General features: G+C 38.9%; 24 protein-coding genes. 11 read left to right on the plus strand and 13 right to left on the minus strand.

Annotated features, from left to right (window positions below; genetic code table 11):
* Position 1: 1 nt before the first annotated feature.
* Positions 2-370 carry a helix-turn-helix transcriptional regulator gene (locus R3D71_02540; protein MEZ5690526.1) on the minus strand — a complete coding sequence of 123 codons (369 nt, stop codon included), beginning with the start codon at positions 368-370 and terminating at the stop codon, positions 2-4.
* Positions 367-642, minus strand: a complete 276-nt coding sequence (locus tag R3D71_02545; protein MEZ5690527.1) for a type II toxin-antitoxin system RelE/ParE family toxin — start codon at positions 640-642, stop codon at positions 367-369. The genes R3D71_02540 and R3D71_02545 overlap by 4 nt, the downstream gene beginning before the upstream one ends.
* Positions 643-709: 67 nt before the next feature.
* Here R3D71_02545 and R3D71_02550 point away from each other — a divergent pair, with 67 nt between their 5' ends.
* The 9 genes from R3D71_02550 to R3D71_02590 all read left to right on the plus strand — a co-directional run bounded on the left by R3D71_02550 (position 710) and on the right by R3D71_02590 (position 12,114).
* The gene (locus R3D71_02550) at positions 710-1,651 is read left to right on the plus strand and encodes an ABC transporter ATP-binding protein (protein ID MEZ5690528.1); all 942 of its coding nucleotides are present in this window, start codon (positions 710-712) and stop codon (positions 1,649-1,651) included.
* 101 nt (positions 1,652-1,752) lie between these two features.
* On the plus strand, positions 1,753-3,531 hold the full coding sequence (locus tag R3D71_02555) for an acyl-CoA dehydrogenase C-terminal domain-containing protein (GenBank protein ID MEZ5690529.1): 1,779 nt from the start codon (positions 1,753-1,755) through the stop codon (positions 3,529-3,531).
* Positions 3,532-3,735: 204 nt separating this feature from the next.
* Complete coding sequence (gene phaR, locus R3D71_02560) at positions 3,736-4,281, plus strand: polyhydroxyalkanoate synthesis repressor PhaR (protein ID MEZ5690530.1); 546 nt, start codon at positions 3,736-3,738, stop codon at positions 4,279-4,281.
* Between the two features lie 6 nt (positions 4,282-4,287).
* Complete coding sequence (locus R3D71_02565) at positions 4,288-5,688, plus strand: bifunctional enoyl-CoA hydratase/phosphate acetyltransferase (protein ID MEZ5690531.1); 1,401 nt, start codon at positions 4,288-4,290, stop codon at positions 5,686-5,688.
* Positions 5,689-5,720: 32 nt separating this feature from the next.
* Complete coding sequence (locus R3D71_02570; GenBank protein MEZ5690532.1) at positions 5,721-6,761, plus strand: acetate kinase; 1,041 nt, start codon at positions 5,721-5,723, stop codon at positions 6,759-6,761.
* A 204-nt stretch (positions 6,762-6,965) separates the two neighbouring features.
* Positions 6,966-7,313: an ATP-dependent Clp protease adapter ClpS gene (gene clpS, locus R3D71_02575; GenBank protein MEZ5690533.1), complete on the plus strand. Its 348-nt coding sequence runs from the start codon at positions 6,966-6,968 to the stop codon at positions 7,311-7,313.
* Positions 7,314-7,403: 90 nt separating this feature from the next.
* Positions 7,404-9,731, plus strand: coding sequence for an ATP-dependent Clp protease ATP-binding subunit ClpA (clpA, locus tag R3D71_02580; GenBank protein ID MEZ5690534.1), 2,328 nt, complete (start codon positions 7,404-7,406; stop codon positions 9,729-9,731).
* 74 nt (positions 9,732-9,805) lie between these two features.
* Positions 9,806-11,632 (plus strand): hypothetical protein, encoded by a 1,827-nt coding sequence (locus R3D71_02585; protein ID MEZ5690535.1) that lies wholly within the window; start codon positions 9,806-9,808, stop codon positions 11,630-11,632.
* A 77-nt stretch (positions 11,633-11,709) separates the two neighbouring features.
* A complete protein-coding gene (locus R3D71_02590; GenBank protein ID MEZ5690536.1) occupies positions 11,710-12,114 on the plus strand; it encodes an HIT family protein in 405 nt (134 codons plus the stop codon).
* Here R3D71_02590 and R3D71_02595 read toward each other — a convergent pair.
* From R3D71_02595 to sdhC, 6 genes are all read right to left on the minus strand, one after another.
* The gene (locus tag R3D71_02595) at positions 12,109-13,485 is read right to left on the minus strand and encodes a hypothetical protein (protein ID MEZ5690537.1); all 1,377 of its coding nucleotides are present in this window, start codon (positions 13,483-13,485) and stop codon (positions 12,109-12,111) included. The genes R3D71_02590 and R3D71_02595 overlap by 6 nt on opposite strands.
* Before the next feature lie 148 nt (positions 13,486-13,633).
* The gene (locus R3D71_02600) at positions 13,634-14,512 is read right to left on the minus strand and encodes an FkbM family methyltransferase (GenBank protein ID MEZ5690538.1); all 879 of its coding nucleotides are present in this window, start codon (positions 14,510-14,512) and stop codon (positions 13,634-13,636) included.
* Positions 14,513-14,525: 13 nt separating this feature from the next.
* A complete protein-coding gene (locus R3D71_02605) occupies positions 14,526-15,815 on the minus strand; it encodes an NAD(P)/FAD-dependent oxidoreductase (GenBank protein ID MEZ5690539.1) in 1,290 nt (429 codons plus the stop codon).
* Between the two features lie 100 nt (positions 15,816-15,915).
* Positions 15,916-17,706, minus strand: a complete 1,791-nt coding sequence (sdhA, locus tag R3D71_02610; GenBank protein MEZ5690540.1) for a succinate dehydrogenase flavoprotein subunit — start codon at positions 17,704-17,706, stop codon at positions 15,916-15,918.
* 56 nt (positions 17,707-17,762) lie between these two features.
* Complete coding sequence (gene sdhD / locus R3D71_02615; GenBank protein MEZ5690541.1) at positions 17,763-18,176, minus strand: succinate dehydrogenase, hydrophobic membrane anchor protein; 414 nt, start codon at positions 18,174-18,176, stop codon at positions 17,763-17,765.
* 12 nt (positions 18,177-18,188) lie between these two features.
* Positions 18,189-18,584, minus strand: coding sequence for a succinate dehydrogenase, cytochrome b556 subunit (gene sdhC, locus R3D71_02620; protein ID MEZ5690542.1), 396 nt, complete (start codon positions 18,582-18,584; stop codon positions 18,189-18,191).
* A 182-nt stretch (positions 18,585-18,766) separates the two neighbouring features.
* On the opposite strand from sdhC, the gene pdxH reads away from it, so the two are divergent.
* Positions 18,767-19,357 carry a pyridoxamine 5'-phosphate oxidase gene (pdxH, locus tag R3D71_02625; GenBank protein ID MEZ5690543.1) on the plus strand — a complete coding sequence of 197 codons (591 nt, stop codon included), beginning with the start codon at positions 18,767-18,769 and terminating at the stop codon, positions 19,355-19,357.
* 159 nt (positions 19,358-19,516) lie between these two features.
* Here pdxH and R3D71_02630 read toward each other — a convergent pair whose 3' ends face one another.
* Positions 19,517-19,945, minus strand: a complete 429-nt coding sequence (locus tag R3D71_02630) for a 6-carboxytetrahydropterin synthase (GenBank protein ID MEZ5690544.1) — start codon at positions 19,943-19,945, stop codon at positions 19,517-19,519.
* Positions 19,946-20,199: 254 nt separating this feature from the next.
* Between R3D71_02630 and dksA the strand changes: the two genes are divergently transcribed.
* Positions 20,200-20,619, plus strand: coding sequence for an RNA polymerase-binding protein DksA (gene dksA / locus R3D71_02635; protein MEZ5690545.1), 420 nt, complete (start codon positions 20,200-20,202; stop codon positions 20,617-20,619).
* Positions 20,620-20,735: 116 nt separating this feature from the next.
* On the opposite strand, the gene R3D71_02640 is transcribed toward dksA, so the two are convergent.
* The 4 genes from R3D71_02640 to ptsP all read right to left on the minus strand — a co-directional run bounded on the left by R3D71_02640 (position 20,736) and on the right by ptsP (position 25,007).
* On the minus strand, positions 20,736-21,626 hold the full coding sequence (locus tag R3D71_02640) for a hypothetical protein (protein MEZ5690546.1): 891 nt from the start codon (positions 21,624-21,626) through the stop codon (positions 20,736-20,738).
* A gap of 140 nt (positions 21,627-21,766) precedes the next feature.
* Positions 21,767-22,279, minus strand: coding sequence for a ribosome maturation factor RimM (gene rimM, locus R3D71_02645; protein MEZ5690547.1), 513 nt, complete (start codon positions 22,277-22,279; stop codon positions 21,767-21,769).
* A gap of 11 nt (positions 22,280-22,290) precedes the next feature.
* Positions 22,291-22,614: a 30S ribosomal protein S16 gene (gene rpsP / locus R3D71_02650; protein ID MEZ5690548.1), complete on the minus strand. Its 324-nt coding sequence runs from the start codon at positions 22,612-22,614 to the stop codon at positions 22,291-22,293.
* Positions 22,615-22,736: 122 nt separating this feature from the next.
* A complete protein-coding gene (ptsP, locus tag R3D71_02655; protein MEZ5690549.1) occupies positions 22,737-25,007 on the minus strand; it encodes a phosphoenolpyruvate--protein phosphotransferase in 2,271 nt (756 codons plus the stop codon).
* Between the last annotated feature and the right edge of the window lie 109 nt (positions 25,008-25,116).

A 25,116-nucleotide genomic window follows, 5' to 3' on the forward strand; every position in this document is an offset into this window, starting at 1 on the left:
TTTACACAGTCTGTTCTAAGCTTACATTGAGTGCTTTTGCCAGTTTTTTCATTGTTGCTACACTGCCATTTTTATGTCCTGCCTCAATAGAGGCGATCATAGCGCGTGATACGCCAGATTCTATCGCGAGATTCTCCTGAGTTAACTTTCTATATTGTCGCCATTTTTTCAGCATATTTTCACCATTTACCCTAGCCTCGCTGAGTTCAAAAGGTATCACTTCATCATCACCATCTTCCAGACGTGCTTTTGCTATATCATATGCCCGTATATCGGCTAGCGCTTCTGAGTCAGATAATAATTTTTTCAGTTCATTTATAGGTATCACCGCTAGCTTTTTACCATCATGCACTATTGTTTCTATGTTCATTGATATATTCCTCCTCTGGAATCCATTTCCAATATTATCATTATTAGTATATCATCGTGTAATTCATATATTATTCGCCAATCACCAACCCTTAGCCTATAACCATCACGCCCTTGTAATTTCTTAACGTTATTGTTGGTAGCATAGGGATTCTCAGCTATTTGACGAATTTTATTGATAATTCTCTTTTGTAAATTAGCAGGTAGCCCTAACAATCTTTTATCAAAAGATTTTGTGGTTTTTATTTTGTATGTTAAAGTTCTCTTGCTCATAGAATGTTTCTATAAGAAACAATTATACCTTAAAAATTAGAATAATCAATCAGTATTTATACAATATATGAACAACGCCATTGAAATTCGTGACCTTTATAAAATCTATAATAAAGGCAGTAAAAATCAGGAAAAAACCGCTCTAAATGGTGTAAGCCTCGATGTTCCAAAAGGCTCGTTCTTTGCCTTGCTCGGCGCGAATGGCGCGGGTAAATCAACTATGATAAATATCATGGCTGGCCTTACCATAAAAACTAGCGGTAATGTCTCCATTTTCGGTCATGACATAGAAAAACAAATGCGGCAGGCACGCATGTCCATTGGTGTAGTGCCACAGGAATTAATGCTGGATACTTTTTTTACTGTTCGTGAGGCTCTTGATATTCATGCTGGTTATTATGGTGTCCATAAATCCAAGCGGCGTACACAGGAGATAATAGACGCTCTTGGGCTTTCCGATAAGGCGGATATAAATTCCCGCCGCCTGTCAGGAGGGATGAGAAGAAGGCTGCTTATCGCCAAAGCACTTGTCCATAACCCACCGGTTTTGATATTAGATGAGCCAACTGCTGGTGTTGACGTTGAGCTGCGTTCACAGCTTTGGAGTTATGTAAAAGAATTAAATAGAGGTGGCACAACCATATTGCTTACTACCCATTATCTGGAAGAGGCTGAGCAGTTATGTGATAAAATAGCGGTAATTGATAATGGTGAACTGGTCGCTTATGATGATAAAACAACGATGCTACAAAGCCTTGACCATAAACAGCTTGTGCTTACCTTTGCCAGTCCGCTTAAAGAGATTCCTAAAAAAATAGATAGGTGGAAAACTGAGATAAGCCCTAATGGTAGGCTGATAGTTCATTATAGACCAAGCACTGATAGGTTTCAGGACATATTAAACAGTGTAAGTGAGGCGGGACTAGCGGTATGTGACCTCACCACCAGAGAGCCAAAATTAGAGGATATATTCCTGAAGCTTACTGGTGGTGCTTATAAAGTGGCTTAGTTATCACATGGATTATGCCGCATTGCAGTAATGACGGTTTTATTAAGGATTTATTATCCTCGTTATGCTATGATCATCCCAACGTAATGTAGGAGAAATATATGCCGCAGTTCAAAGCCAATATTCGTGATTTCCAGTTTTTATTAAATGAGTATCTGAATATTTCTCAGTATTCTGATATTGAGGGTTTCGCGGAAGCTGGAGAAGATTTAATGAATCCAGTTTTAGAGGCGGCGGCGCAAATGTGTGAGGAAGTGCTATTTCCACTTAATCAAAAGGGTGACATAGAGGGGCTTAAATATGATAATGGGCGGGTAATTATGCCCGATGGCTTTAAGGAAGCTTATAAACTATATTGTGAGAATGGCTGGCCGTCCTTTACCTGTGACAAAAAATATGGCGGACAGGATTTGCCGGAAGTTCTCAACATGCCGCTTATGGAAATGGTATGTTCGGCGAATCTTTCCTTTGGTCTTACTCCCGGTCTTAGCCACGGCGCGTATAACGCTATAAAGCTACACGCTAGCGAGGAATTAAAGGATATTTATTTGCCAAAACTGGTAACAGGGCAGTGGTCGGGCGTTATGTGTCTTACCGAGCCGCAGGCGGGAACAGATCTTGGTTTGGTTAGAACTAAAGCCGAGCCAAATTCTGATGGTAGTTACTCAATTACCGGTGGTAAGATATTTATTTCTTCTGGCGAACATGAGCTTACCGAGAATATTATCCATCTGGTACTTGCTCGCCTGCCGGACGCGCCTGCTGGAATTAAAGGTATAAGTCTGTTTTTAGTGCCTAAAATTCTGCTTAATGAAGATGGAAGTCTTGGTGAGCACAATAAACTTATGTGCGCCGGTCTTGAGCATAAAATGGGGATTCATGCCTCGCCAACCTGTCAGATACAATATGATGGCGCGAAAGGTTTTCTGGTCGGAGAAGCGCATAAAGGAATGCGCGCTATGTTTACTATGATGAACGCCGCTAGGCTTTATGTCGGGGTACAGGGACTTGGTATAGGGGAGATTGCCTACCAGAACGCCCTTGTTTATGCCCGCGAGAGGCTGCAAAGCCGCTGTCTAACCGGTGCGAAATATCCAGAAAAACCAGCCGATCCGATAATAGCTCATCCTGATGTACGGCGTATGCTACTTACCATGCGAGCGTTCGCTGAGGGAGCAAGGTCGCTTGCTCTTGAAATGGCGCTTAAAATTGACTTGTCCCGCCGTCACCCTGACGCTTCGGTAAGGCAAGAGGCGGATGATTATGTGCAGCTTCTGACTCCGGTAGTAAAATCATATCTTACTGATGGCGGCTTTGAAAACGCCAGCCTTGCCATGCAAGTGCTTGGTGGTTACGGCGTGATTAAGGAATACGGGGTTGAGCAATACGCTCGTGATGTGCGTGTTACCATGATTTATGAGGGAACCAATGGTATTCAGGCGCTTGATTTAATTGGACGTAAACTTCCCAAAGACGCAGGTCGCTATCTGCGATCTTTCTTCCATCCTATAGATAAATTTATAGCTGATAATCGGGAAAACTCTCTTATGGCGGAATTCACCAAACCGCTTAAAAAGAATATGGAATATTTGCAGCAAGCTACCATGTATATCGCCTCTGCCGGACTGGCTAATCCTGATGATGCGGCAAGCGGAGCGGTGGAATATCAGAAAATGTTCGCACTGGTAGCACTAGCTTATTCATGGGCAAGGCAAGCAAAAATCGCTATAGAAAAACTAGATAATAGTGATGAAAAGGAATTTTATCAGGCGAAAATTGACACTGCTCGTTTCTTTATGCAGAAAATATTGCCGCAAGCCACCTCACTGCTGCAATCTATTGTCACTGGTAGTGGGTCAGTAATGTCGCCTAAATTATAATATATAGCAATTAGTTAATATATAATAGTTACCCGCAGAAAATTTTTAATATCTGTGAGTTTTCCGTATATTTATAAGCCGTTCCACTAGCCTCTTGAAATTTTAATATTTTTCCTTTAATCTTTTAGTTAATATAACAATTTATACAATTACCTATGTGTTTGCTTTAACAGCTTAATCAACAAAATGTGGGAAAAATAATTTATGCAGAAAAAAGAAGATGAAATTGTTGTTATAAAGAAATACGCCAATCGTAGATTGTATGATACCCAAACTAGCGCCTACATAACTTTGGAAGATTTGTGTGAAAGAGTAAAAAAAGGACAGGATTTCGTGGTATATGACGCTAAATCAGGGCAGGACATAACCCGTCAGATATTGACTCAGATTATATTTGAGCAAGAAAGCAAGGGCATAAATTTATTGCCTACTGATTTTTTGCGTTCGGTGATAGGTTTTTATGACAATAACATGCAGGACATATTACAGCCTTATCTTGACGCTAGTATGAAGAGTTTTGTAAATAATCAAGAACGGATGAAAGGTATGTTTGGTAATACCATTGGTAAAGCTATGGATGGAACCTCTCCGCTTGGAACATTGGAGGAAGTTACCAGAAGTAACGTTGCTCTATTTGAAAAAACAATGCAGATGTTCAATCCATTTGGTGGCATGTTCACAAGTGATGGAGATGACTTGGAAAGTGGTAGAAAGGATAGTAGCATTAAATCCAGAAAAGGCAAAAAATAGGTTATTATGATAGAAAGTAATTCCTGTCTCGGTAGTAAGACTTATGATGAAATAAATTTAGGTGACTCAGCGAGTCTCACCCGTATTCTTACCAAGCGTGATATTCAACTTTTCGCCATAGTAACTGGGGATATGAATCCCGCCCATCTTGATGAGGCTTACGCTAAAACCGATATTTTTCAGCGGATAATTGGACATGGCATGTGGACTGGTTCTATGTTTTCCAGCCTGCTTGGTATGCAGCTTCCTGGTCTTGGAACTATCTATTTAAGTCAGACATTGAAGTTTTTAAGACCGGTACATTTGGGTGATACTATAACCGCCTCTGTAAAAGTTATAGAAAAGGATGATAAACATAAACATGTAAAGCTTGCCACCATATGTGTAAATGAGAGCGGTCAGCATGTGCTAGAAGGAGAGGCCGTTGTTCTACCTCCTGAAAAGAAAGTATGTTGGTCATCAGCTCCACTTCCAGAGATAAATATTAAAACTGATGGACATAATTACGAGCAGTGGCTGTTAAATAAAGCAAGGGAATTGGAGCCATTAAAGACAGCGGTAGTGCATCCGGTAGATATTCTTTCCCTATCAGGGGCGGTTGAGGCCGCTCAGATGGGAATTATAGAGCCTGTGCTGGTTGGAAATGAGGAAAAAATAAGGAAAGTGGCGGATGATGCTCATATAGATTTAAGTAAGTACCGGATTGTATCAACCGAACATAGTCATTTAGCCGCTGATACCGCCGCGAAAATGGCTCGTGATGGTGAGGTTGAGGCTTTGATGAAGGGCAAAATAAAGACTAGTGAGCTTATTGAGGCGGTTCTGAAAAAAGAAAATGGTTTGCGTAGTGAGCGTCGTCTCAGCCATGTATTCGTTCTTGATGTGCCAAGCTATCCGAAACCGTTATTTCTCACAGATGCGGCGATAAATATAGCTCCGAATCTGATGGATAAAAAAGATATAGTGCAGAACGTTGTGGATTTATTTCATTGTTTAGGACTAGGAATTCCTAAAGTTGCTATTTTAGCGGCAGTGGAAACCGTAAATGAGAAAATGCCAGCTACCATTGATGCTACCGCTTTATGTAAAATGGCGGAGCGTGGTCAGATAAAGGACGCTATAATTGATGGTCCTCTTGCCTTTGATAATGCTATATCAAAAGAATCGGCAGATATAAAGGAAATCCGATCTGATGTCGCTGGAAATGCGGATATTCTAGTGGTTCCCGATATTGAATCGGGAAATATGCTTTATAAGCAATTACGTTATTTTTCTGGCATTAGAGGAGCAAGTATAGTCATGGGAGCAAAAGTTCCAATTATTCTTACCAGCCGTTCTAGTGATGTTGAGAATCGGGTTATATCATCCGCTCTTGCCATGATTTACGCTAGAGCAAATAAAACTTAAGTAAAAAATAATAAAATACAGGAATAGGGCTAATGGAAAACATAATAATAACTTACAACGCCGGATCGTCTAACATAAAAATTTCTTTATTCAACGCTGACAGTATGGAGCGTGTAGAAAATGTTAGGCTGAATAACCAGAAAGAAGCTTTCGATTGGCTAACCTCAGTAAGTAAGGAAGATACTGGTAGAAATATTTTAGCGGTTGGACATAGAGTAGTTCACGGAGGTGATAAATTTATCGCTCCACAAATAATAGATGAAAAAATTATATCTGAACTTGAAAAATTTATTCCTCTTGCTCCTCTTCATCAGCCCGCCTCAATAGAAGCTATCAAAAAAATGAAAGAGCTATTCCCAAAAATACCGCACATAGCCTGTTTTGATACCGCTTTTCATCATACAATAATAGATGTTGAGAAGAGGTTCGCTATTCCTCGTGAGTATCATGATAAGGGAGTAAGACGTTACGGTTTTCATGGTCTTTCTTATGAGCATATAATATCTGTTTTACCAGAATATATAGGAGATCTCGCTGATGAGAGAGTTATAGTCGCCCATCTTGGAGGAGGTTCTAGCATATGCGCTATATGTGATAAGAAAAGTATTGGTATAAGTATGGGATTTTCCACTCTTGATGGTCTCATGATGTCGTCGCGTTGTGGTTCTCTGGATGCTGGTGTTGTTTTGCACATGATGGAACAGGAAAATATGACCGCGCGAGAAATATCCGATATGCTTTATCACAAGTCAGGATGTCTTGGAGTGTCAGGAGGTCTTAGCGCCGATATGAAAGAACTAATAATAAAAGGTACTAAAGAGGCCATAGAGGCGATTGATTTATATAGCTATATAGCCGCTAAAAAACTCGCGTCATTACTTCCATCAATTGGTGGTATAGATGTATTGGTGTTTACGGGTGGTATTGGCGAGAATTCTGATGTTATAAGACAGCGCATTTGTAGCTATTTGTCATGGGTTGATGATGTGCCGGTTTATGTGATTCCAACCGATGAAGAGTCAGTAATAGCTAGGGCTTGCGCCGATATTACTGGTTTACGAGCTGCTGTATAGCCGGTTAACCATATCGCATTCTATTGCTTTATTTTTATATAAAAATATAGTATAAGACTGCTGTTTTTCCGTTTTAATGTGTGAAAACAATGTTTAAGCTGCTTCTGGTTAATTTATGGTAGCTATAATTATGGATAAAATATTACCAAAATTAATAATTTGGCAATCTTCATTTAACTTATTCTTCAGGGTTTATAGGCAATAATGATTATAGACACTAAAATGTCAGGATATGGTGATAAAGAGCATGAAATCGAAGGTGGTGGATTGCTCTTAGTAGAGCCGGAGGTGAAAACCAAAAGGCCGCCATACTTTAAGGTGGTGTTGCTGAACGATGATTATACACCGATGGATTTCGTAGTCTTGATTCTAAAAGACGTTTTCCATCGTTCTCATGGAGAAGCAGTGAGCATCATGCTTGAGGTTCACCAAAAAGGTGAGGGCATTTGTGGTGTTTACACTCGCGATGTCGCGGAAACCAAAGCTGAAGAAACAATGTCTCTTTCTCGTCAGCAGGAATATCCGCTTCAGTGTCGGGTGGAAAAAGAATAGTGACATAAGTATCTGAACGGTTTGATTCTTTAACTTCTAATCTATCGGATAACTTAATTCGCAAAGTAACTGCCAACGGGAGAATAGTCTATGCTATCTAAGAATCTGGAAATCAGTCTGCATCGTGCCTTAGCGACAGCTAAAAAATATAGCCACGAATATGCTACTCTTGAGCATTTGCTTTACTCGCTGATTGATGATCCGGACGCGGTATCAGTAATGCGCGGTTGTGGTATCAATGTTAAGGATATAAAAAGAAATCTTGAAGAATTCATGGAGACTGAGTTAAGCTCACTTGTCATTGACGAGCTAGAGGAATCTCGCCCTACCGCTGGTTTTCAAAGAGTTATTCATCGTGCCGCTATTCATGTTCAGTCCGCTGGTAAGAGTGAGGTAACAGGAGCAAACGTACTTGTGGCTTTGTTTTCGGAACGTGATAGTCACGCTGTGTTCTTTTTACAAGAGCAAGAACTTTCCCGTCTTGATGTGGTAAATTACATATCTCATGGTATAGTTAAATACGATGATAGTGGAAAAATAGCTGAGTGGAAAGGCTTTGACGCTGACGCGGCGGCTGAGTCGCTAGAACGTCCACAAGCATCAAGAGAAAAGGACAAGCAAGACGCTCTTTCTCAATATACTGTTAATCTGAATAAAAAGGCTGAATCCGGCAAAACCGATATTTTGGTAGGTCGTGAGGAAGAGGTGGAGCGTACTATACAGGTGCTTGCCCGTCGCACTAAAAACAACCCGCTTTATGTTGGTGAGGCTGGTGTTGGTAAAACTGCTATCGCTGAAGGTCTAGCCCTTAGAATAGTGCGTGGTGAAGTACCAAAAGTATTGCTTAGCTCGGTTATATTCTCATTAGATATGGGAGCGCTTCTTGCCGGTACCCGCTATCGTGGTGATTTTGAGGAAAGAATGAAGGCGGTGATTAAGGAAATAGAGAAGGTTCCAAATGCTATATTATTTATTGATGAGATTCATACAATAATAGGCGCTGGCTCTACTTCTGGTGGCGCGCTTGACGCTTGTAATCTGCTGAAGCCAGCTTTAGCGCGTGGTGAGTTCCGTTGTATCGGCTCTACCACCTATAAAGAATATAAATCAAGTATAGAAAAAGACCGTGCTCTTGCCCGTCGCTTCCAGAAAATTGATGTTGTTGAGCCTACTATTGAGAACTCAATTAAAATTTTGCGTGGTCTAAAACCATATTATGAGGAACATCACAAAATACGCTATACTAACGGCGCGATAAAAGCGGCGGTTGAGCTTTCCGCTCGCTTTATAAATGACCGTAAATTACCAGACAAGGCAATAGACGTGTTGGACGAGGCGGGAGCGGCTCAGATGTTGCTTCCTGAATCAAAACGTAAACGTAGCATAACTCATCGTGAGATTGAGGATATTGTGGCTAAAATAGCTCGTATGCCTTCTAAAACCGTATCGGCTGATGATAAGGAAGTTCTGCGTAACTTAGAGAAAGAATTGAAACTTGTGGTCTTTGGTCAGGATGAGGCTATTGATACTCTTGCCGCCGCTATTAAAATGTCAAGAGCAGGGCTGCGTGATGAGGAAAAACCAATAGGAAGCTATCTATTTACTGGCCCAACCGGTGTTGGTAAAACTGAGGTCGCTCAACAGCTCGCGGTTGCTATGGGCATGGAGTTGCTACGTTTTGACATGTCCGAATATATGGAAAAACACGCGGTCTCGCGCCTTATCGGCTCACCTCCGGGTTACGTTGGTTTTGATCAAGGTGGTCTGCTTACCGACGCTGTTGATAAATCACCTTATAGCGTTGTCTTGCTTGATGAGATAGAAAAGGCTCATCCTGATATTTATAACATATTGTTACAAGTTATGGATTATGGTCGTCTTTCTGATAATAACGGTAAAATGATCAATTTCCGTAATACTATAATAATTATGACCAGTAACGCTGGAGCGTCTGACGCGGCGCGCGCGCCAGTCGGATTTACCAAAGTTGATAGAGAAGGGGAGGATAAAGAAGCGGTTATTCGCGCTTTCACCCCAGAATTCCGTAATCGCCTAGACGCTATAGTGCCATTTACCCATTTAAGTCCGGAAGTGGTTGGTCATGTGGTAAATAAATTCATCTTCCGCCTAGAGTCACAACTCGCTGATCGTAATATTACGATAAATCTGGATAGTGAGGCTAGAAATTGGCTGATAGAGCGTGGATACGAAAGAGCGAATGGCGCACGTCCTATGGCAAGGCTGATCGCTGAGAAAATTAAAAAACCTCTGGCTAATGAGGTTCTATTCGGTAGCTTATCTAAAGGCGGTGTTGTTGGTGTCAGCGTAAAAGATGGAGAGCTTACCTTTAAGTATGGTAAATCCACTAATCCCACAAAACGTGATATAGACGCTGATGATGAGGAATTGGTTTCTTAACTATGTATTTTGTAGATAAGTACTATAAGTAAATTTTTCTTGCCATACTAGTTAATGCTTGTTAGTCATTCTGAATGAGAAATAAAATTAGAAGTGACTTGGACGAAGTGTTACCTTATCTGCTAGATAGGGTAACAAAAAAAATACAAAATGCAAAATTAGATTTCACACCGCTTGATGATGGTAGTGGCTACGGTGGAAGCTATAGTGTATTGTTGATCACAAACAAAGACAACCCAACCGATCATGTATTCGATATTCGAATTGCTGACTCTAATTATAAAAAACTTCATACAAAAATCTCATTTTTCGGGACTAAAGAACAAGCGGAAGAAGCGTATAAAGCATTATCCAATCTATTTGAAAAAGAGTATCGTGCATTCAGTCACAAACTTAATAGAAATAATGGTTTAATAGATCTGGATGATGATAAATTAAAATTTATTGTAAGACGAAAATTAAAAACGTTAGAAAATAAATTCCCGGACGAGTTTTCTTTTAATAAGAACGGTGATGATTCAAAAAAATATATTTTATCCTTAACCAGAAGCTTGCCAACCCGTGCAAAAAATGGTGATCTAAAAGAAAATATACATTTTAGAATTAGGATTAGAGACCATAGTTGCATAGAAAGAATAGAGAAGGAATATATTGAGGATGCGGTTCTGGCGACACTGTCAATTGGTACGAAAGAAACGAATAGAGTTGCAGAGATTGAAGAAAAAGTTAGAGATATATTGAAAGAATATTCAATATTTGAATATACGCTGAAGAGCAGTCCGACCAATATTGATAAAGCAATCCCTAAAAATTGGATTGAGCCGGACAAAATAAGAGTTCTTACAGAGAGAATGAGGAATGGGGAAAATAATTATGATATCGCCATCGTTCCTAAGAGTACTAAAAACAGAATCCCTAAAATTATACTTTCACTGAGCAATGCTTCTTATGATGAAGCAAAAAAAATCAGGGATTATTTGGAGAGTAAAGACGGGATTATTTCTGACTATTTACATGGAAAGCATAAAGACGATCCGTTAACCGTTAAAATGATTAGAAATGATCTGGAAAATAAATTTCCGGACATCGTGAACAGGAGAGAAGCGGCAGCGCCGAAACGTTCGGATATAAGGAACGTCATATGTAATAACGATATAAAAATGACACTTTTAACACCAAAATTTGTTCGAAGGGAACAGAGTGTTGAAATGCAAATTGTCTCGCCAAAAGAGAGTCGATACACGCACAATATTAGAAAAACCATATCTGTTCCGCTTAACACCTCAGATTCTGACTTGGCTTTTAGCAGAATAAACGCGTTGCAATCTTTAACAAAAATTGCTCTTGAGGAGTATTTTCAAGACAATCCGGATACGCAGATAGCGACAGAACCCAGAGTCACAAAAAAACATGGAAATGGCGTGGCTTTTATAGAGGAGCCGCCACCAGGTCAAACTGCTCCTGAAGGAAAGATATTCTTTAATACTTTGCGTGATGACGTTCTAAAGCCAGCTTATGAACAGTTTAACCGTTATATTTATTGGGAAACCAAGATTGAAAAAGAAAAAGGCGGTGACGGTTATACCATTACGGCGCAAGTAAAACGTAATAAAGACGCTGAGGAATTTCCTGAAAATGACAATATTCTGGGGAGAGAGTGGAAATTCAAAGCTAAGGATGAAAAAGGGGCGATAGAGTTTTCTCATCAGCTGGAAGAAAATATCCTTCGTAAAGAACATCTTTTTAGTCGTGAGAGACCGGTTGATCAATTTGGAGCGAATTCTATGCGTCTGGTAACCAAGAAGTCTTTGCTGGAGGCGGTGGGCGCGTCGCCAGACATCGAGGATTTACAAAAGAATTTAACTAAACATCTAAAAGTGGAAACAAGAAGAATACCTTGAAAATATAAGGAGATAATGCTCTAATTCTATCTTGTAACATTGCTAAATATAGAGAATAAGAAATATCGAGTGTAGTTATGACCAAAAACCTAGACCCAAGACTTGCGGAAGAATGTCTACCTGTTATTAATCTTGGTGTTTGTCGGGTTTACCTTCAGAATAATAGTAATTTCCCTTGGCTGATACTTGTTCCTATACGTGATAGCATAACTGAGATTTACCAGTTAAGTAATGACGATTATGAACAGATGGCAAGAGAAATCCGTATGGTAACTAAGCAGTTCGCTGAATTTACTAGCGCCGATAAGATGAATGTGGCCACTCTTGGCAATGTAGTGCCTCAATTACATGTACATATAATCGCTCGTTTTAATGATGATAAAGCTTGGCCAAACCCAGTGTGGAATTGTGGCATACCTCCAGTGCCTTATAGTGAGGAAAAAGCCGAGTCACTAACTAGGGAGCTGCGGGAAATATTATGATATTTTCTTATAGATAGAAAACCCTTCTACATCCTCAACATGCCTATAGTTTTTCCACAATTCTCGAAATCTCTCATATCCCATAAGATATTTCAGTATATCAAATTTCATTTGTGGCAACCCGGATTTTTTTTCATTATAATTTATGATGATAAGTACGGGTAGCTCTTCTAAATCCTGAATTGTACGCTCTGTAAAGAGCCTTTCCTCATCAGTCATCTCCTCTATAGTATGATATATAGGTTCTTTGTTGGTTCCTCTGAAATCCATATAAGCGCTAGGTATTTGCGCCATATAAGGCAATGATAACGCCCATACACCACCGGAATAATTAGTAACGGGAAAGCTTGGAGCTGTTAAACTATCTAAAAACGCTATTGGATCACCAGCGGATATATATGTTTGTATGCTCTCAGAAAGTGCTTTGATAGTCCGCTCACGCTCAAGGTTAACTGGTGCTTTATAATATAGCATAGATAATAATAAAAATACCCAAACATATCTTGCTTTTTTAAGTAATAATACTGTCCATAGAAATATTTGTAACGATATCATTGGTAGTAAATGATAGTAATAATCGGTAAGTGGTATTAAATATAGCAATAGTGACGAAAATATTAGCGTTACCAACAATACAGCAACATTAGTATTGTAAGATGGTGTTTTTGTAATAATTCCGACCATAAATATGGTTGGAGCTATAAACAATATACTTCCAGCAATCATTAATTCTAAACTGGATTTATACCCAGAGTAGTTTTTTACGAACGCGATGCCCGCTTCTTGTAGATATTCAGAGAATATTGCGGCAATAACAACGTGATAAATTACAAACCCTAATCCTATAATCCATGGCTCTATTCTCATTATGGATTTGAAGCCACGCATTATATGCAGCATAGCGAGTTCCGCCGCCGCGAATACAATAATGAAATATGGTTTAATAGAAAACGCTATGGCGGCCACTACCCCAACCATTACTCTGAAACCAACTGGCAATGTTCGCTGGTAGCTATATGCTATGAGTAGAGAAATATAAGGCAGAATTCCTAGCACGAATATATGCTCCCTCTGACCAAAGTTGCTGGTAATGGCTGGTACTATAAACCCTATACAATACAGCACCATCAGCATGGTATTAGCTTGTATTTGCGTATCATATATCGGTAGTTTTTTAAGAACAGACCAGCTAAACCAGATACTCGCGTATCCCATTGCGCATATTAGTAAGAAAAATAAAGGAATAACCGGAATGTTAGTTAGGTGATGTATGGATACTGGTATCATAGAAATGTAAAAGATAAGTGGTGTATTAATTTCCCAAATATCTTTATAGAGAGACTTTCCCTGCCACATTAATTCTGCGGCCATAAGATAATATGCCGCATCATGATTTATGCTTTTACTACATACATAAAATATAGTTACAAACGATGCTATTAAACACGGTATTAACCAAGAGTACTTTATATTTCCTAAATACTCACTCGTAGTGTAGTTAAGTTTTTTTCGCATAAATTCATTCAGTTTTGTTATTTGTTTTTGGTAATAGATTATAGTTACGACATGCCCACAATATATTAGAGCGTAATATATCTGAATCTAACTCACTCCATTTTTTATTTTTTTTGTCCCAAGTATAAATACCAAACCCCAAAGATTTCAGGAATAAAATACTGTCTTCCTGAGAATGCCCAAGACGCTTGCACCAATCATCCTCATTCTCAAACATAATAACTATATTATTATTAGTTTTTAGAGTTTTTTCAGCGCCTTGGAAAAACAGATACTCACCACCTTCTATGTCTACTTTCAAGAAATCTATTTTATTTATGTTATTACGAGAAATCCAGCTATCCAAGGTTGTTACCTCAACTGTTTCTGAATGTTCGTGTTTCGTGTCTTTTTTATCAGATGATAACAGATAACTATACGCGTCACCATACCCACTGTCGCTAGCAAGTAAGGAAGAGCTTTCTTTATTGCTCAGAGCGACTTCATATATGTTAATAACATCTTCGCATTCGTTTAGTGTTATATTCTGCGTTAGTAGAGAAGCTGTTTTACGTGATGGTTCAAAAGACCATATATTAGTTTGGTTATTGGTTAACTTAGCGGCATAAATCGAGTAAAGACCAATATTGGCTCCAACATCAATAATATTCATATTAGGTTTTATTAAGTCACCAACCAGAGTTAATTCTGTTTTTTCAAATAACCACCCCAACCAGAGGAATTCAGCGATCTCTCCTTTCGGCCATAAATTCATAGTTACGCCGTGAGGTAGTTGATATGTAACTGGTTCGCCTTTTTTATAACGTATATTATATGATACATGTATGATTTTTCTAATACACCAGCCAATAAAAGAGTGCCTTATTTTTGAGGATAGTGACATAAAAACCTATATATTATAATAATCCAGCCAAAATTTTACCGATACGCACACTTTCGGAAATAGAACGATCTTCAGGGTAATAATATGATGTATCGGCCATATAAAAACCTTCTATGTCAGTTTTCATAGGTGGCAACATACTAAAAAAATCTGGTGTACATACGGTTTGAGCATATTGATAGCGAGAAACGTGCGATGATAATATCCATGTCTTAGAAAAATCAGGACGTATTTTTTCTAAATATTTTATAACTTCTTCAACAAATCGCTCATTACTTTGTTTATGCTTGGCATTGTCATTAGGCATATAATATGGGAAATATACTATAGAATTTTCCATAGGATATAAATTACTATATTCAATAACACCGGGTACTAAAATTTCAGGGTCGTTAACATTGATCCAGAAATTATCGCTAATAGGCTTGGATAGTTTTAATATTACACAAACTACGCCTATATTTTGTATATTTTTTATTTTCTCTAATGTACTATTGGGCAAATCAGGAATCATATCTGGTACGTATGGTAACGGTATTGTTGATATAACATCATTACATTCCAATGACATGCCAGATGATGAAATACCTACAACTTTATTATTTTCCACAATTATTTTTTCTACAGCCTGATTTAAGTGAATTTCCCCGCCCATTTGCTCAATTTTTTTTCGCATAGCATCCAGCAGAGTTTGGCTGCCCCCCTCAAGAAAACCCAAATTCTCACTAAATATACTTTTCCTAGATTTCGCTAGTCTTTGTATACGGGAAGCTATCCAAGCAGCTGACAGATTTTCTGTGAGCTCATAATATTTCAAATATAACAAGCTTTCCCATAATTTGTGATATGTCTTCGTTCCAAGCCATTTTTTAAGCCATTTTATACCATTTTGTTTATCTAAATAGTCCCAGCTTTTTATATTCTTGCAATATAAGACATGTAGCGCGTACCGGCATTTAGAAATAAAATCCAGTTTTGGAAATTTTAGTAGAGAAAAAGGATCTCCCCACGAATATAGTTTGCCATTATAATAAAACCCCATTTTAGTAGCGCGCCACCTTATAGCGTGTTCTATATTTAATTCTTTTAATAAAGACAGTAGAGGAGCATCTCCACTACATATGAAATGATAATAACGTTCTATCTGAAGGCCATCAAAATCAAAAGACGCTGTCATTCCCCCAATACGATCGTCACGTTCACATAATATTACTTGATGTCCTTTTTTAAGTAATTCGTAGGCACACATCAAACCCATAGGACCTGTTCCTATGACCACGACTTTTTTATGTGATTGTTCCAAACTGGTAAACCTATAATATTAAAATTATACAATATTATTAAAATATAATTGGTTGATTATATTAGGTAAAGTAAAAATAGGTATAATAGTCTTGTCTTTATCAATAAACTCGTGCTTTGGGTGGGACTGGCTGTACCTCATTAGATAGAGTATTTAGATGTACCGGACGATAATCAAAAGAAACATCTCCTTTATCATTTATCCAAGTAAGTGTGTGTTTTAGCCAATTTTCATCGTCACGGTTGGGGAAATCCTCTCTTGCGTGCCCGCCCCGACTTTCCGTGCGATTAAGCGCGCTGGCAATGGTAATGAGCGCTTGTGTACGCAAATTATCAAGCTCAAACGCCTCAACCAGATCACTATTCCAAACCAGTGAACGGTCAGAAATTTTAATATCAGCGTAGCTTTGCCAGATATTATTCATTTTCTCCGTCCCTTCATGAAGCAAATCATGCTCACGGAAGACTAAAGCGTGTGACTGCATATTGCGCTGCATATCACGCCTTATCTCAGAAGTAGGTCGGCTACCGTTAGAATTTCTTATTTTATCAAACCTATCTAAAGCTTTTTCAGTAGCGCTATTTTCAACAGGTTTATGCGCCGAGTTAGGCTTTATAAGCTCCGCCGCTCTTTTTGCCGCCGCTCTACCAAACACTACTAGATCTAACAGAGAGTTAGAGCCAAGACGATTCGCGCCATGTACCGAAACACATCCTGCCTCACCAATCGCCATAAGGCCTTGCACGACGCTATCTGGATTACCATCTTTAAGAGTAACTACCTCTGTGTGATAATTGGTTGGAATGCCGCCCATATTATAATGAACAGTTGGAAGAACTGGAATTGGTTGTTTGGTAACATCAACGCCGGAGAAAATCTTCGCCGTATCAGAAATTCCCGGAAGTCGCTCATGAAGAACTTTAGGGTCAAGATGATCCAGATGCAGATAAATATGATCTTTATCTTTGCCAACACCACGTCCAGCCCTTATTTCCATAGTCATAGCCCGTGATACCACATCCCTTGACGCGAGGTCTTTGGCTGACGGCGCGTAGCGCTCCATAAATCTCTCACCCTCAGAATTTACCAGATAACCACCTTCGCCACGTGCTCCTTCGGTAATCAGGCAACCCGCCCCATATATTCCGGTTGGGTGGAATTGAACGAACTCCATATCTTGAAGTGGAAGACCAGCGCGAGCTACCATACCACCACCATCACCTGTACAGGTATGAGCGGAAGTGCAGGAGAAATAAGCACGACCATAGCCTCCGGTGGCAAGAACCGTCATATGGGCGTTAAAGCGATGGATTGTCCCATCATCAAGATTCCAAGCGATAACCCCGCGACACACACCTTCACTATCCATCAGCAAGTCAGTAGCGAAATACTCAACAAAGAATTGAGCGTTATGGCGTAGAGCCTGCGTGTAAAGAGTGTGCAGGATAGCGTGTCCGGTTCTATCCGCCGCCGCACATGTGCGTTGTGCCGTACCTTTTCCATATTCGGTTGTCATACCACCAAAAGGGCGCTGATAGATTTTTCCATCAGCGGTACGTGAGAAAGGAACACCATAATGTTCTAGTTCAATTACTGCCTCAGCTGCGTTCTTACACATATACTCAATAGCATCCTGATCTCCCAGCCAATCAGAGCCTTTGATCGTATCATACATATGCCAGCGCCAGTCATCCTCTCCCATATTACCAAGAGCCGCTGATATACCACCTTGCGCCGCTACAGTGTGGCTACGTGTTGGAAAAACCTTAGTGACGCAAGCGGTGTCAAGCCCAGCCGCTGCCATACCAAACGTTGCCCGCAAACCAGCACCACCAGCGCCAACGACAACTACGTCATGAAAATGGTCAATAATCTTATATGCTGAACTCATAAAAATACTCTTTATTTTATCAATATATTATTCAATATTTATTTAGGAACATTATCTTAAGAAGCAGGTATATTAAGAAAATGGATTTTAAGTATAGCGATCAAACAGAACGCAGTACCACCCAGACAGAAAAAACTGTTAGCGATAAGCATGCCGTATCTCATACATGAGCATTTCACATAATCTTCTATTATGACTTGCATCCCAAGTTTGGCGTGAAAAAACATAGCGATAATAAACAGCGCCATAAATAAAGCGTTAAATGGCGAGGAAAACCAGTGAGCCACCGTAAGCACGTCAGGTGATAGCATGACTGAAATAATTGACGATACCAACCACAATCCAAGTGGAATTAAGGCGATAGCTGTAAGTCTTTGTAGCCACCAATGACTCACCCCGTGCTTTGCTGAGCCAAGACCACGCACCCTAGCTAAGTTGCTTCTAAGATCAGATTCTTTTTTACTATTCATAATATATTTCCATTATAACAATGCGGTATTATTACAAGCCACAGCCCAGCTAATAGCGGTAGCGGCTATAGTAAATAACAGAACCAGCCAACCGCTTCTATTTACTGATGATACCTCAAAACCGTATCCCATATCCCAAAATAAATGGCGAATACCATTGAAAAAATGATAATAAAAAGCAAATGCCCAAGATATTATGAACGCCTTACCAAATGGTGTAACAATCAACCCATGTAGCCCTCCATAATTCTCAGGACAATATACGATGACTCCAAGAGTTATCACTATAAGCAGCATTCCACCATACAAAACAACACCAGTAATACGATGCAGGATAGAGAGAACGGATGTTATTTGCTTTTTATATATGGATAGATGTGGAGAGAGTGGGCGCTTGGTTTTTTGCATAACTATCTCAATAAATTAAAAATTATAATCAAGTCTTTATAACTTAGATGGATAAATAATCTATAAAAAAATAAGTTAAATTATTTGTTAAAAAGAGACAAATTTATTTCTGGTGTTATCTAGTACATGGTTTATAGTTAGCTACCACCATTCATTACATATTATATTTCCGAGTACGAATTATGGAAAACTTGTCACAAAACCCGATAGAGATAACACTCAAGTGGCTTGAGGAAGCGAAGAACGAATCACGGATAACCGAGCCGACAGCTATGTCGCTAGCTACATCTACTAAAGATGGTATTCCATCGGTGAGAATGGTTCTGCTTAAAGGACTGGATGAGCGTGGGTTTGTTTTTTATACTAATCTTGGTAGCAGAAAGGCGAGTGAGCTTAAAGAAAATCCAAAAGCCGCTTTATGTTTATATTGGATGCTTTTAGAAAGGCAAGTTAGGGTTGAGGGAAAAATAGAAGAGGTAGCAGCGACAGAAGCGGATGAGTACTTCGCTACCCGTCATCGTGATAGCCAAATAGGTGCTTGGGCTTCAAAGCAATCACAAGTTCTTGAGGAAAAAGTTGATTTACTACAAAATATATCAGAAAGAATGGCGGAATTTGAGGGAAGGGGTGTTCCGCGCCCTGATTTTTGGTCGGGATTTAGAGTTGTACCAGATAAGATAGAAATATGGCAGCAGGGAGATTTCCGTTTGCATGAGCGTAGGCTTTTTACTCACGTTGCCGAGGGCTGGAAATCAGTGCTACTATATCCTTAGACGAAGTTTTATATTCGCCTCCGAGATTTTCTGTTGAAAATATCATGAGGTATAGCTGAAGACCCACACGACCTACTGGTCGTGTTTCTTGCCCAATTATAAATACATGTAATAACAATGGATTAGGAATATCTTGACCATAGCTCAGGTTAAATTAGTTCAGGTTATTGTAACTTCCACTGAGCAATTTGGAGTCTCATATAGCCTTATATGCGTACAGCATATTCCTAATCCAGAAAATAACTGTGGGCATATCTCACCTATCAGATACGAAGCCATATTTTCCGCTGTTGGATTGTTTTGTAAGTAAAATATTTTTTGTTCGGTGACACCGCTTATAGCTTTTCCAAGCTGTTGGTCTTTCTCGTAAAGTATGGTAGCGTGATCCCAATTATCATCTAGCCACTTGCCAAGCTTTTCTTTTATTATGGAAAAATCTACGATCCTCCCTAGATCATCAAGGTCGTCAGCGCAAAAAGTGGCTTCTATGGCGTAGCGATGACCATGCAAATATTTGCATTTGCTTTCATGATTCATAATCCTGTGAGCCGCGTCAAACTCAATTCTTCTTACGCACGATATTTTCATAATTTTATCTAAAGTAAGTGTATTTATAAAAATTGTCTGTAATTAATAACTTAGCCGAACTATAGCACAAATAACAACAAGTGACAAAATTAAGATATTGCCTTTATAGCTGTTTTTTGCTATACAGCCGCACTCCTTAAATTGCTAGAATTTCTGGCGTTTGAGAGCTGAAGTAGTTATTATATGGTATGTTTATATATTTGTTAATAGCTATAAATAGTTATATAGACAATGTTTACTGGGAGCAGGGTTAGATGACAACAAAAAATGCCACTGAATATAAGCCTTCTGAAAAAGAAGAGTACATGAATAAAAAGCAGCTTGAGTATTTTCGTAGTAAGCTGATGGCTTGGCGACAAGAACTAATAGAAGAATCGCAGGAAACTATTGATAATCTAAAGGAAGAGAATTGGCATGAAGCCGATTTATCCGATCGTGCTTCCCTAGAGACAGAAGCGGGTGTTGAGTTGCATACCCGTAACCGTTACCTAAAGCTCATTGGAAAGATTGATTCAGCTTTGCGTCGGATAGAGGATGGAAGCTATGGTTATTGTGAGGAAACCGGAGAGCCTATCGGTATTAAGCGTCTAGAAGCTCGCCCAATAGCAACCATGACCGTAGAGGCACAAGAACGTCATGAAAAGATGGAAAAGCAATATATTGAGGAAGACTAGTCCCTTTTTATGTGCTGCGAAGCCACAGCCTACATTTGAGGGGATGGGGGTTAAGTAAGCCTGTCCAGAGGATGGTGACTTGAGTATTCGGCATAATTAAAAAAGTGTGATGCTTTTTAGAAAGAATTGAGGAAAGCTTTTATAGCTTTTTTCTTTCTATGGAGTTTCAACCCACGGTGGATATTTATTCTTTCCTTGAGGTGAGAGAAGAAGCCTTCTAGATGGTTGGTTGTTGGCGGAATATTCTGTTCTGGAAATTCCTTGTATGTAAATAGCCTGTGCAGATTTTCTTGCACGGAATTATATGCAGAACGCGTCCTTCCGTGCGTAAATCTTCCACCCTTTTTGGCATTCAGGAATCCTTTGTGCTGCTCTGCCAGAGCGTAAAATTGAGCCACAAAATCTTCTGGTTCGGTATTGCATAATTTTTCCATCAACTCCTTCAAATCCTTTGCAGGACGGAGCTTTGGATTATTTCCAGTATATCGCCTTACAATCGCTTTTTGATGGAAAATACACATTTGAATTGGTACTCCACCAAGTGTTTTTCTGATGTTTTCATAAAACCCTTTGCGCCCATCAATGGTCACTGATTTGAAGCAATATCCTGCCTGCACAAGCTCATGCAAAGCTTCACGCAAATGCTTCACTGATTCGGTTTTGATCTCTTGGTAATAAATGATTCTGCTGCCATCATGCGCACAGAAATAGCCATATTCTCTGCCGAAGAAAGACGCATCCATGAGCAGGTTAATCGCTTCTTTTGAGGCAGGAAAAATTAATCCTTCTGCCCACTCAAGAGCATCAAATTCCTTGGTGAGCTTGGGGATGGAAATATCAAGAATGCTAGCAATTTCTGCTAGTGTTCGGCGTTTGTGCAGCCAGTCTAAATAGTAACGCTTATAGTCGGTTTTTTTGCCGCGCTTATCAACCCATTGATGTAAGCACAAGTTGCAACGATACCGTTTACGACCACGCAATTTGCCATTGCTTTTTATGCTGCTCAAACCGCATTTTACACAGCGTTTTTAGACACTTTTATAATCCTTTTTTAAAAATACAGTATATCGCATTGTTTTATAAAGCAATTATGCAGATTCTAGCATCACACTTTTTTAATTATGCCGAGTATTCCTTTGGCTGTGACCTATATATATTCTGGTTTTTCTATTATTATATAGCCTTTTTCGGCATTTATTTCTTTTACCCATTTTTTGTCAAACGGCATAACTTCAATCTCGCCAGAAGTTGTCTCTATCTCCGCTATATCGCCAGCTCCATAATCGCTCATATTTTTTATGATACCAAATTCTTGATTGTTGGTAAGAAGCACCTTAAGACCAATAAGATCCCGATAATAAAACTCTCCTTCTTCAGTATCAGGAAACTCATCAACAAGCGCAAATAGCTCAGTTCCCTTAAGTAATTCAGCTTGATTACGGTTATTTATACCATTTACGCTCACTATAAGGCTGTTTTTCACTTGTGATATGAATTCAATCTTGAATTCTTTATTGCCACTTGAATCTAGTAATGTTTTGCTAGTAAGAAAAAAACTGTGATTTTCTATAAAAGAGAAGATTTTAACATGTCCTCTAATACCATGTGCCGCAACTATAGCCGCTACTTTAATTAGGTTGTTCAGGTTGTTACCCCTCATCAAGGAAAAGACTAAGCCGCAGCCTCTTCTTCGCCACCTTTATCTTTCTTGGCTTTACGCAAAGGTTTGAAGGCTGGTTTAGTGTCTACAAGACCGGCTTTATTGAAGAATAGGTGCACACGGTCGGAAAGACCAGCGCCAACTGACAACCAATATTTCGCGCGCTCATCATTTATAACAATCCTCTTCGGATTGTCATTATCTAATAACGGATTGTAACTTCCTATTTTTTCTATAAAATTACTATCACGCGCACTCCGTGAATTAGTGACTATTATATGGTAGTAAGGACGTTTTTTGCTGCCGCCTCGTGACAATCTGATTTTTGTAGACATATCTTCCTTTTGATGATTTCAAGTTTTTTCTAAGGGACGCAATTTATAACAGTAATTAATTATTACGTAAAGTGAAAAAATACTGGGTGTTTTGCAAGTAATTTTTTATTTAATTGATTGTTTTACAAGACTATTTTCCTATCTTTCGTATAATTTGATAGATAGGAACGGATATTTTTTTTGTTACTTCTTTCGATATATGATACATAGTCAGACACTTCTTTTACCGACAGGCTGGTTATCATTGCCTTTAACATTCCTATATTTCTTTCAGGAGCTGATATGCTTCTTATTCCGCAGGCTATTAATACCAGCGCCTCTATAGGTTTTTGTGCCATCTCACCGCAAAATATCACCTCTTTTTTGTGCTCATCAGCCTTTTCTACTATCTGTTTTATAACCCGTAAATTGGTAGGTGAAAGATTGTCGTAATAATTTGTCATATGCGTAGAATTACGATCACAGGCAAACATAAACTGAAACAGATCGTTGCTGCCTATAGATATAAAATCAGCTTTTTCCATCAACTCATCAAGTTGCCATAGAAGAGAAGGTATCTCTATCATAACACCGGTTTTAATTGAGCGTGGAAGTTTTTTTCCAGTTATCTCAAAATTATTTATTTCATTTTTCAGTATATTTTTTATTTGTTCAAACTCACTTATTTGCGCGATAAACGGCAGCATTATGTGAAGATTTTTTTCAGAAGCGGCACTTAGCATCGCCCTAAATTGTGTTCTGAATATACCAGGTCTATCTAGACCTATTCTTGTCGCGCGCCACCCCATTGCGGGATTTTCCTCTTTTTCTGAGTGTAGATACGGTGTGCTCTTATCACCACCAATATCAAAGCTACGCAATATAACCCGTTTATCACCGACATTTTTATATATGCTTGAATAAATATTCACTTGTGTTTGCTCATCAGGAAAACTGCTTGATGTTATGTATGGTAGTTCAGTTCTGTATAATCCTATTCCATCAACTCCCTCATGATTTATTATTTCCTGATTTATCATTAGTCCACTGTTGATATTAAGGGATATCCTAACACCATCTTTACTTATCGCCTCAACATTTCGTAATGATTCATATTCTGATTCTTTTTTAGATAAGATAGCGATATTTTTATCCATTATCGCTTCTATATCCTCGCTCGGTCGTACGTATATATCAGCTCTGTCAGCATCTACTATTAGCATGTCGCCATTTCTAATAAGGGAAGTCGCTTTTTGCGCTTTTATTATAACCGGGATACTCATGAAGCGAGCTATAGTGGTAGCATGTGAGTTTGAGGCCTCTTTTTCTATTACAATACCTTTAAGTCTGGAGTGGTCATAGCTAAGTAGTTCCGCGGCGCTTATGTCTCTAGCTACCAAAATAAAGGACTCAGGGAGGTCTTTGTTAATAGGGCTGAATGATTTACATAGTAAATTTCGTAGAAGGTTATCCGATAACTCATCCAGAGCATAAATACGCTCGTTGATATGAGGGTCAAAGGATTTCTTGATAATTACCTGTAGCTCGTTCTGAGTTTTTCTAATAGCCGCTTCTGCGGTGAGTCCTGATTTTATAGCGTTATTTATTCTATCTAGCCAGTCATGGTTTCTAGTAAATAGCATATATGACTCTATAAGCTCATTATGTTTATTATTATTAACAACCAATTTTTTTAAGTAGTTCTTGAAAGAAGCTTTTAAGTCCTCCATCGCTTCATAAAAACGTTTCTTTTCAGATATTATGTCAGCGGCTATGTGCTGCTTTATATCTATTTGTGTTTGATGTAAAACAGCGCTTCCCTTTACAACTCCACCACATAATGATATGCCACTTATTTGTTGCGATGAAAGACCTCCAGTAGCGTTATTTATCTCATATATATTTATTAAATTGCCAGATATGGCTAGTTCGGAAAGAACCATAGAAACAGTTTGTAACAACTCTATCTGTTCATTGTTATACTCTTTTTTTTCTATACGTTGTAGGGTAACAACACCAATAACCTTGCTATCTCTAAATATAGGGACAGCCATAAAGGCGTTGTATATTTCCTCTCCTGTTTCTGGAAAATACTCATATTTCGGGTGAGAGGTTATATCCGAAATATTTACCGGTTCAGCGTTCGCTGCGACCATCCCGATTATACCTTGATCCATATTTAACTTTGTAGAATGTACGGACTTTTTATTAAGACCTTTACTGGCGAATAGCTCCATTATGTCACCAGCCCTAAGTAGGTAAACCGAGCATACTTGTGACGCGAAACCTTCAGCTATGATTTCAACTGTTCGGTCAAGACGCTTCTGTGCGCTATCATTAAGTGATATAACATCACGAATCTGACGTAATATTGATAGAGGTGCCAGTGGCAACTTGGCTATTTTACCACTCATAAAATCCTCCCGCCTTAGTGCAAAAAGACAGTCTAACTTAAAACACAATTCAATGAAAGATTATTTGTTGCTGCAATGCCGCAATTGCATATTGCAGCGCAATAAAAAT

It is taken from the genome of Rickettsiales bacterium, from assembly GCA_041396965.1.
Taxonomy (GTDB): domain Bacteria; phylum Pseudomonadota; class Alphaproteobacteria; order Rickettsiales; family SXRF01; genus SXRF01.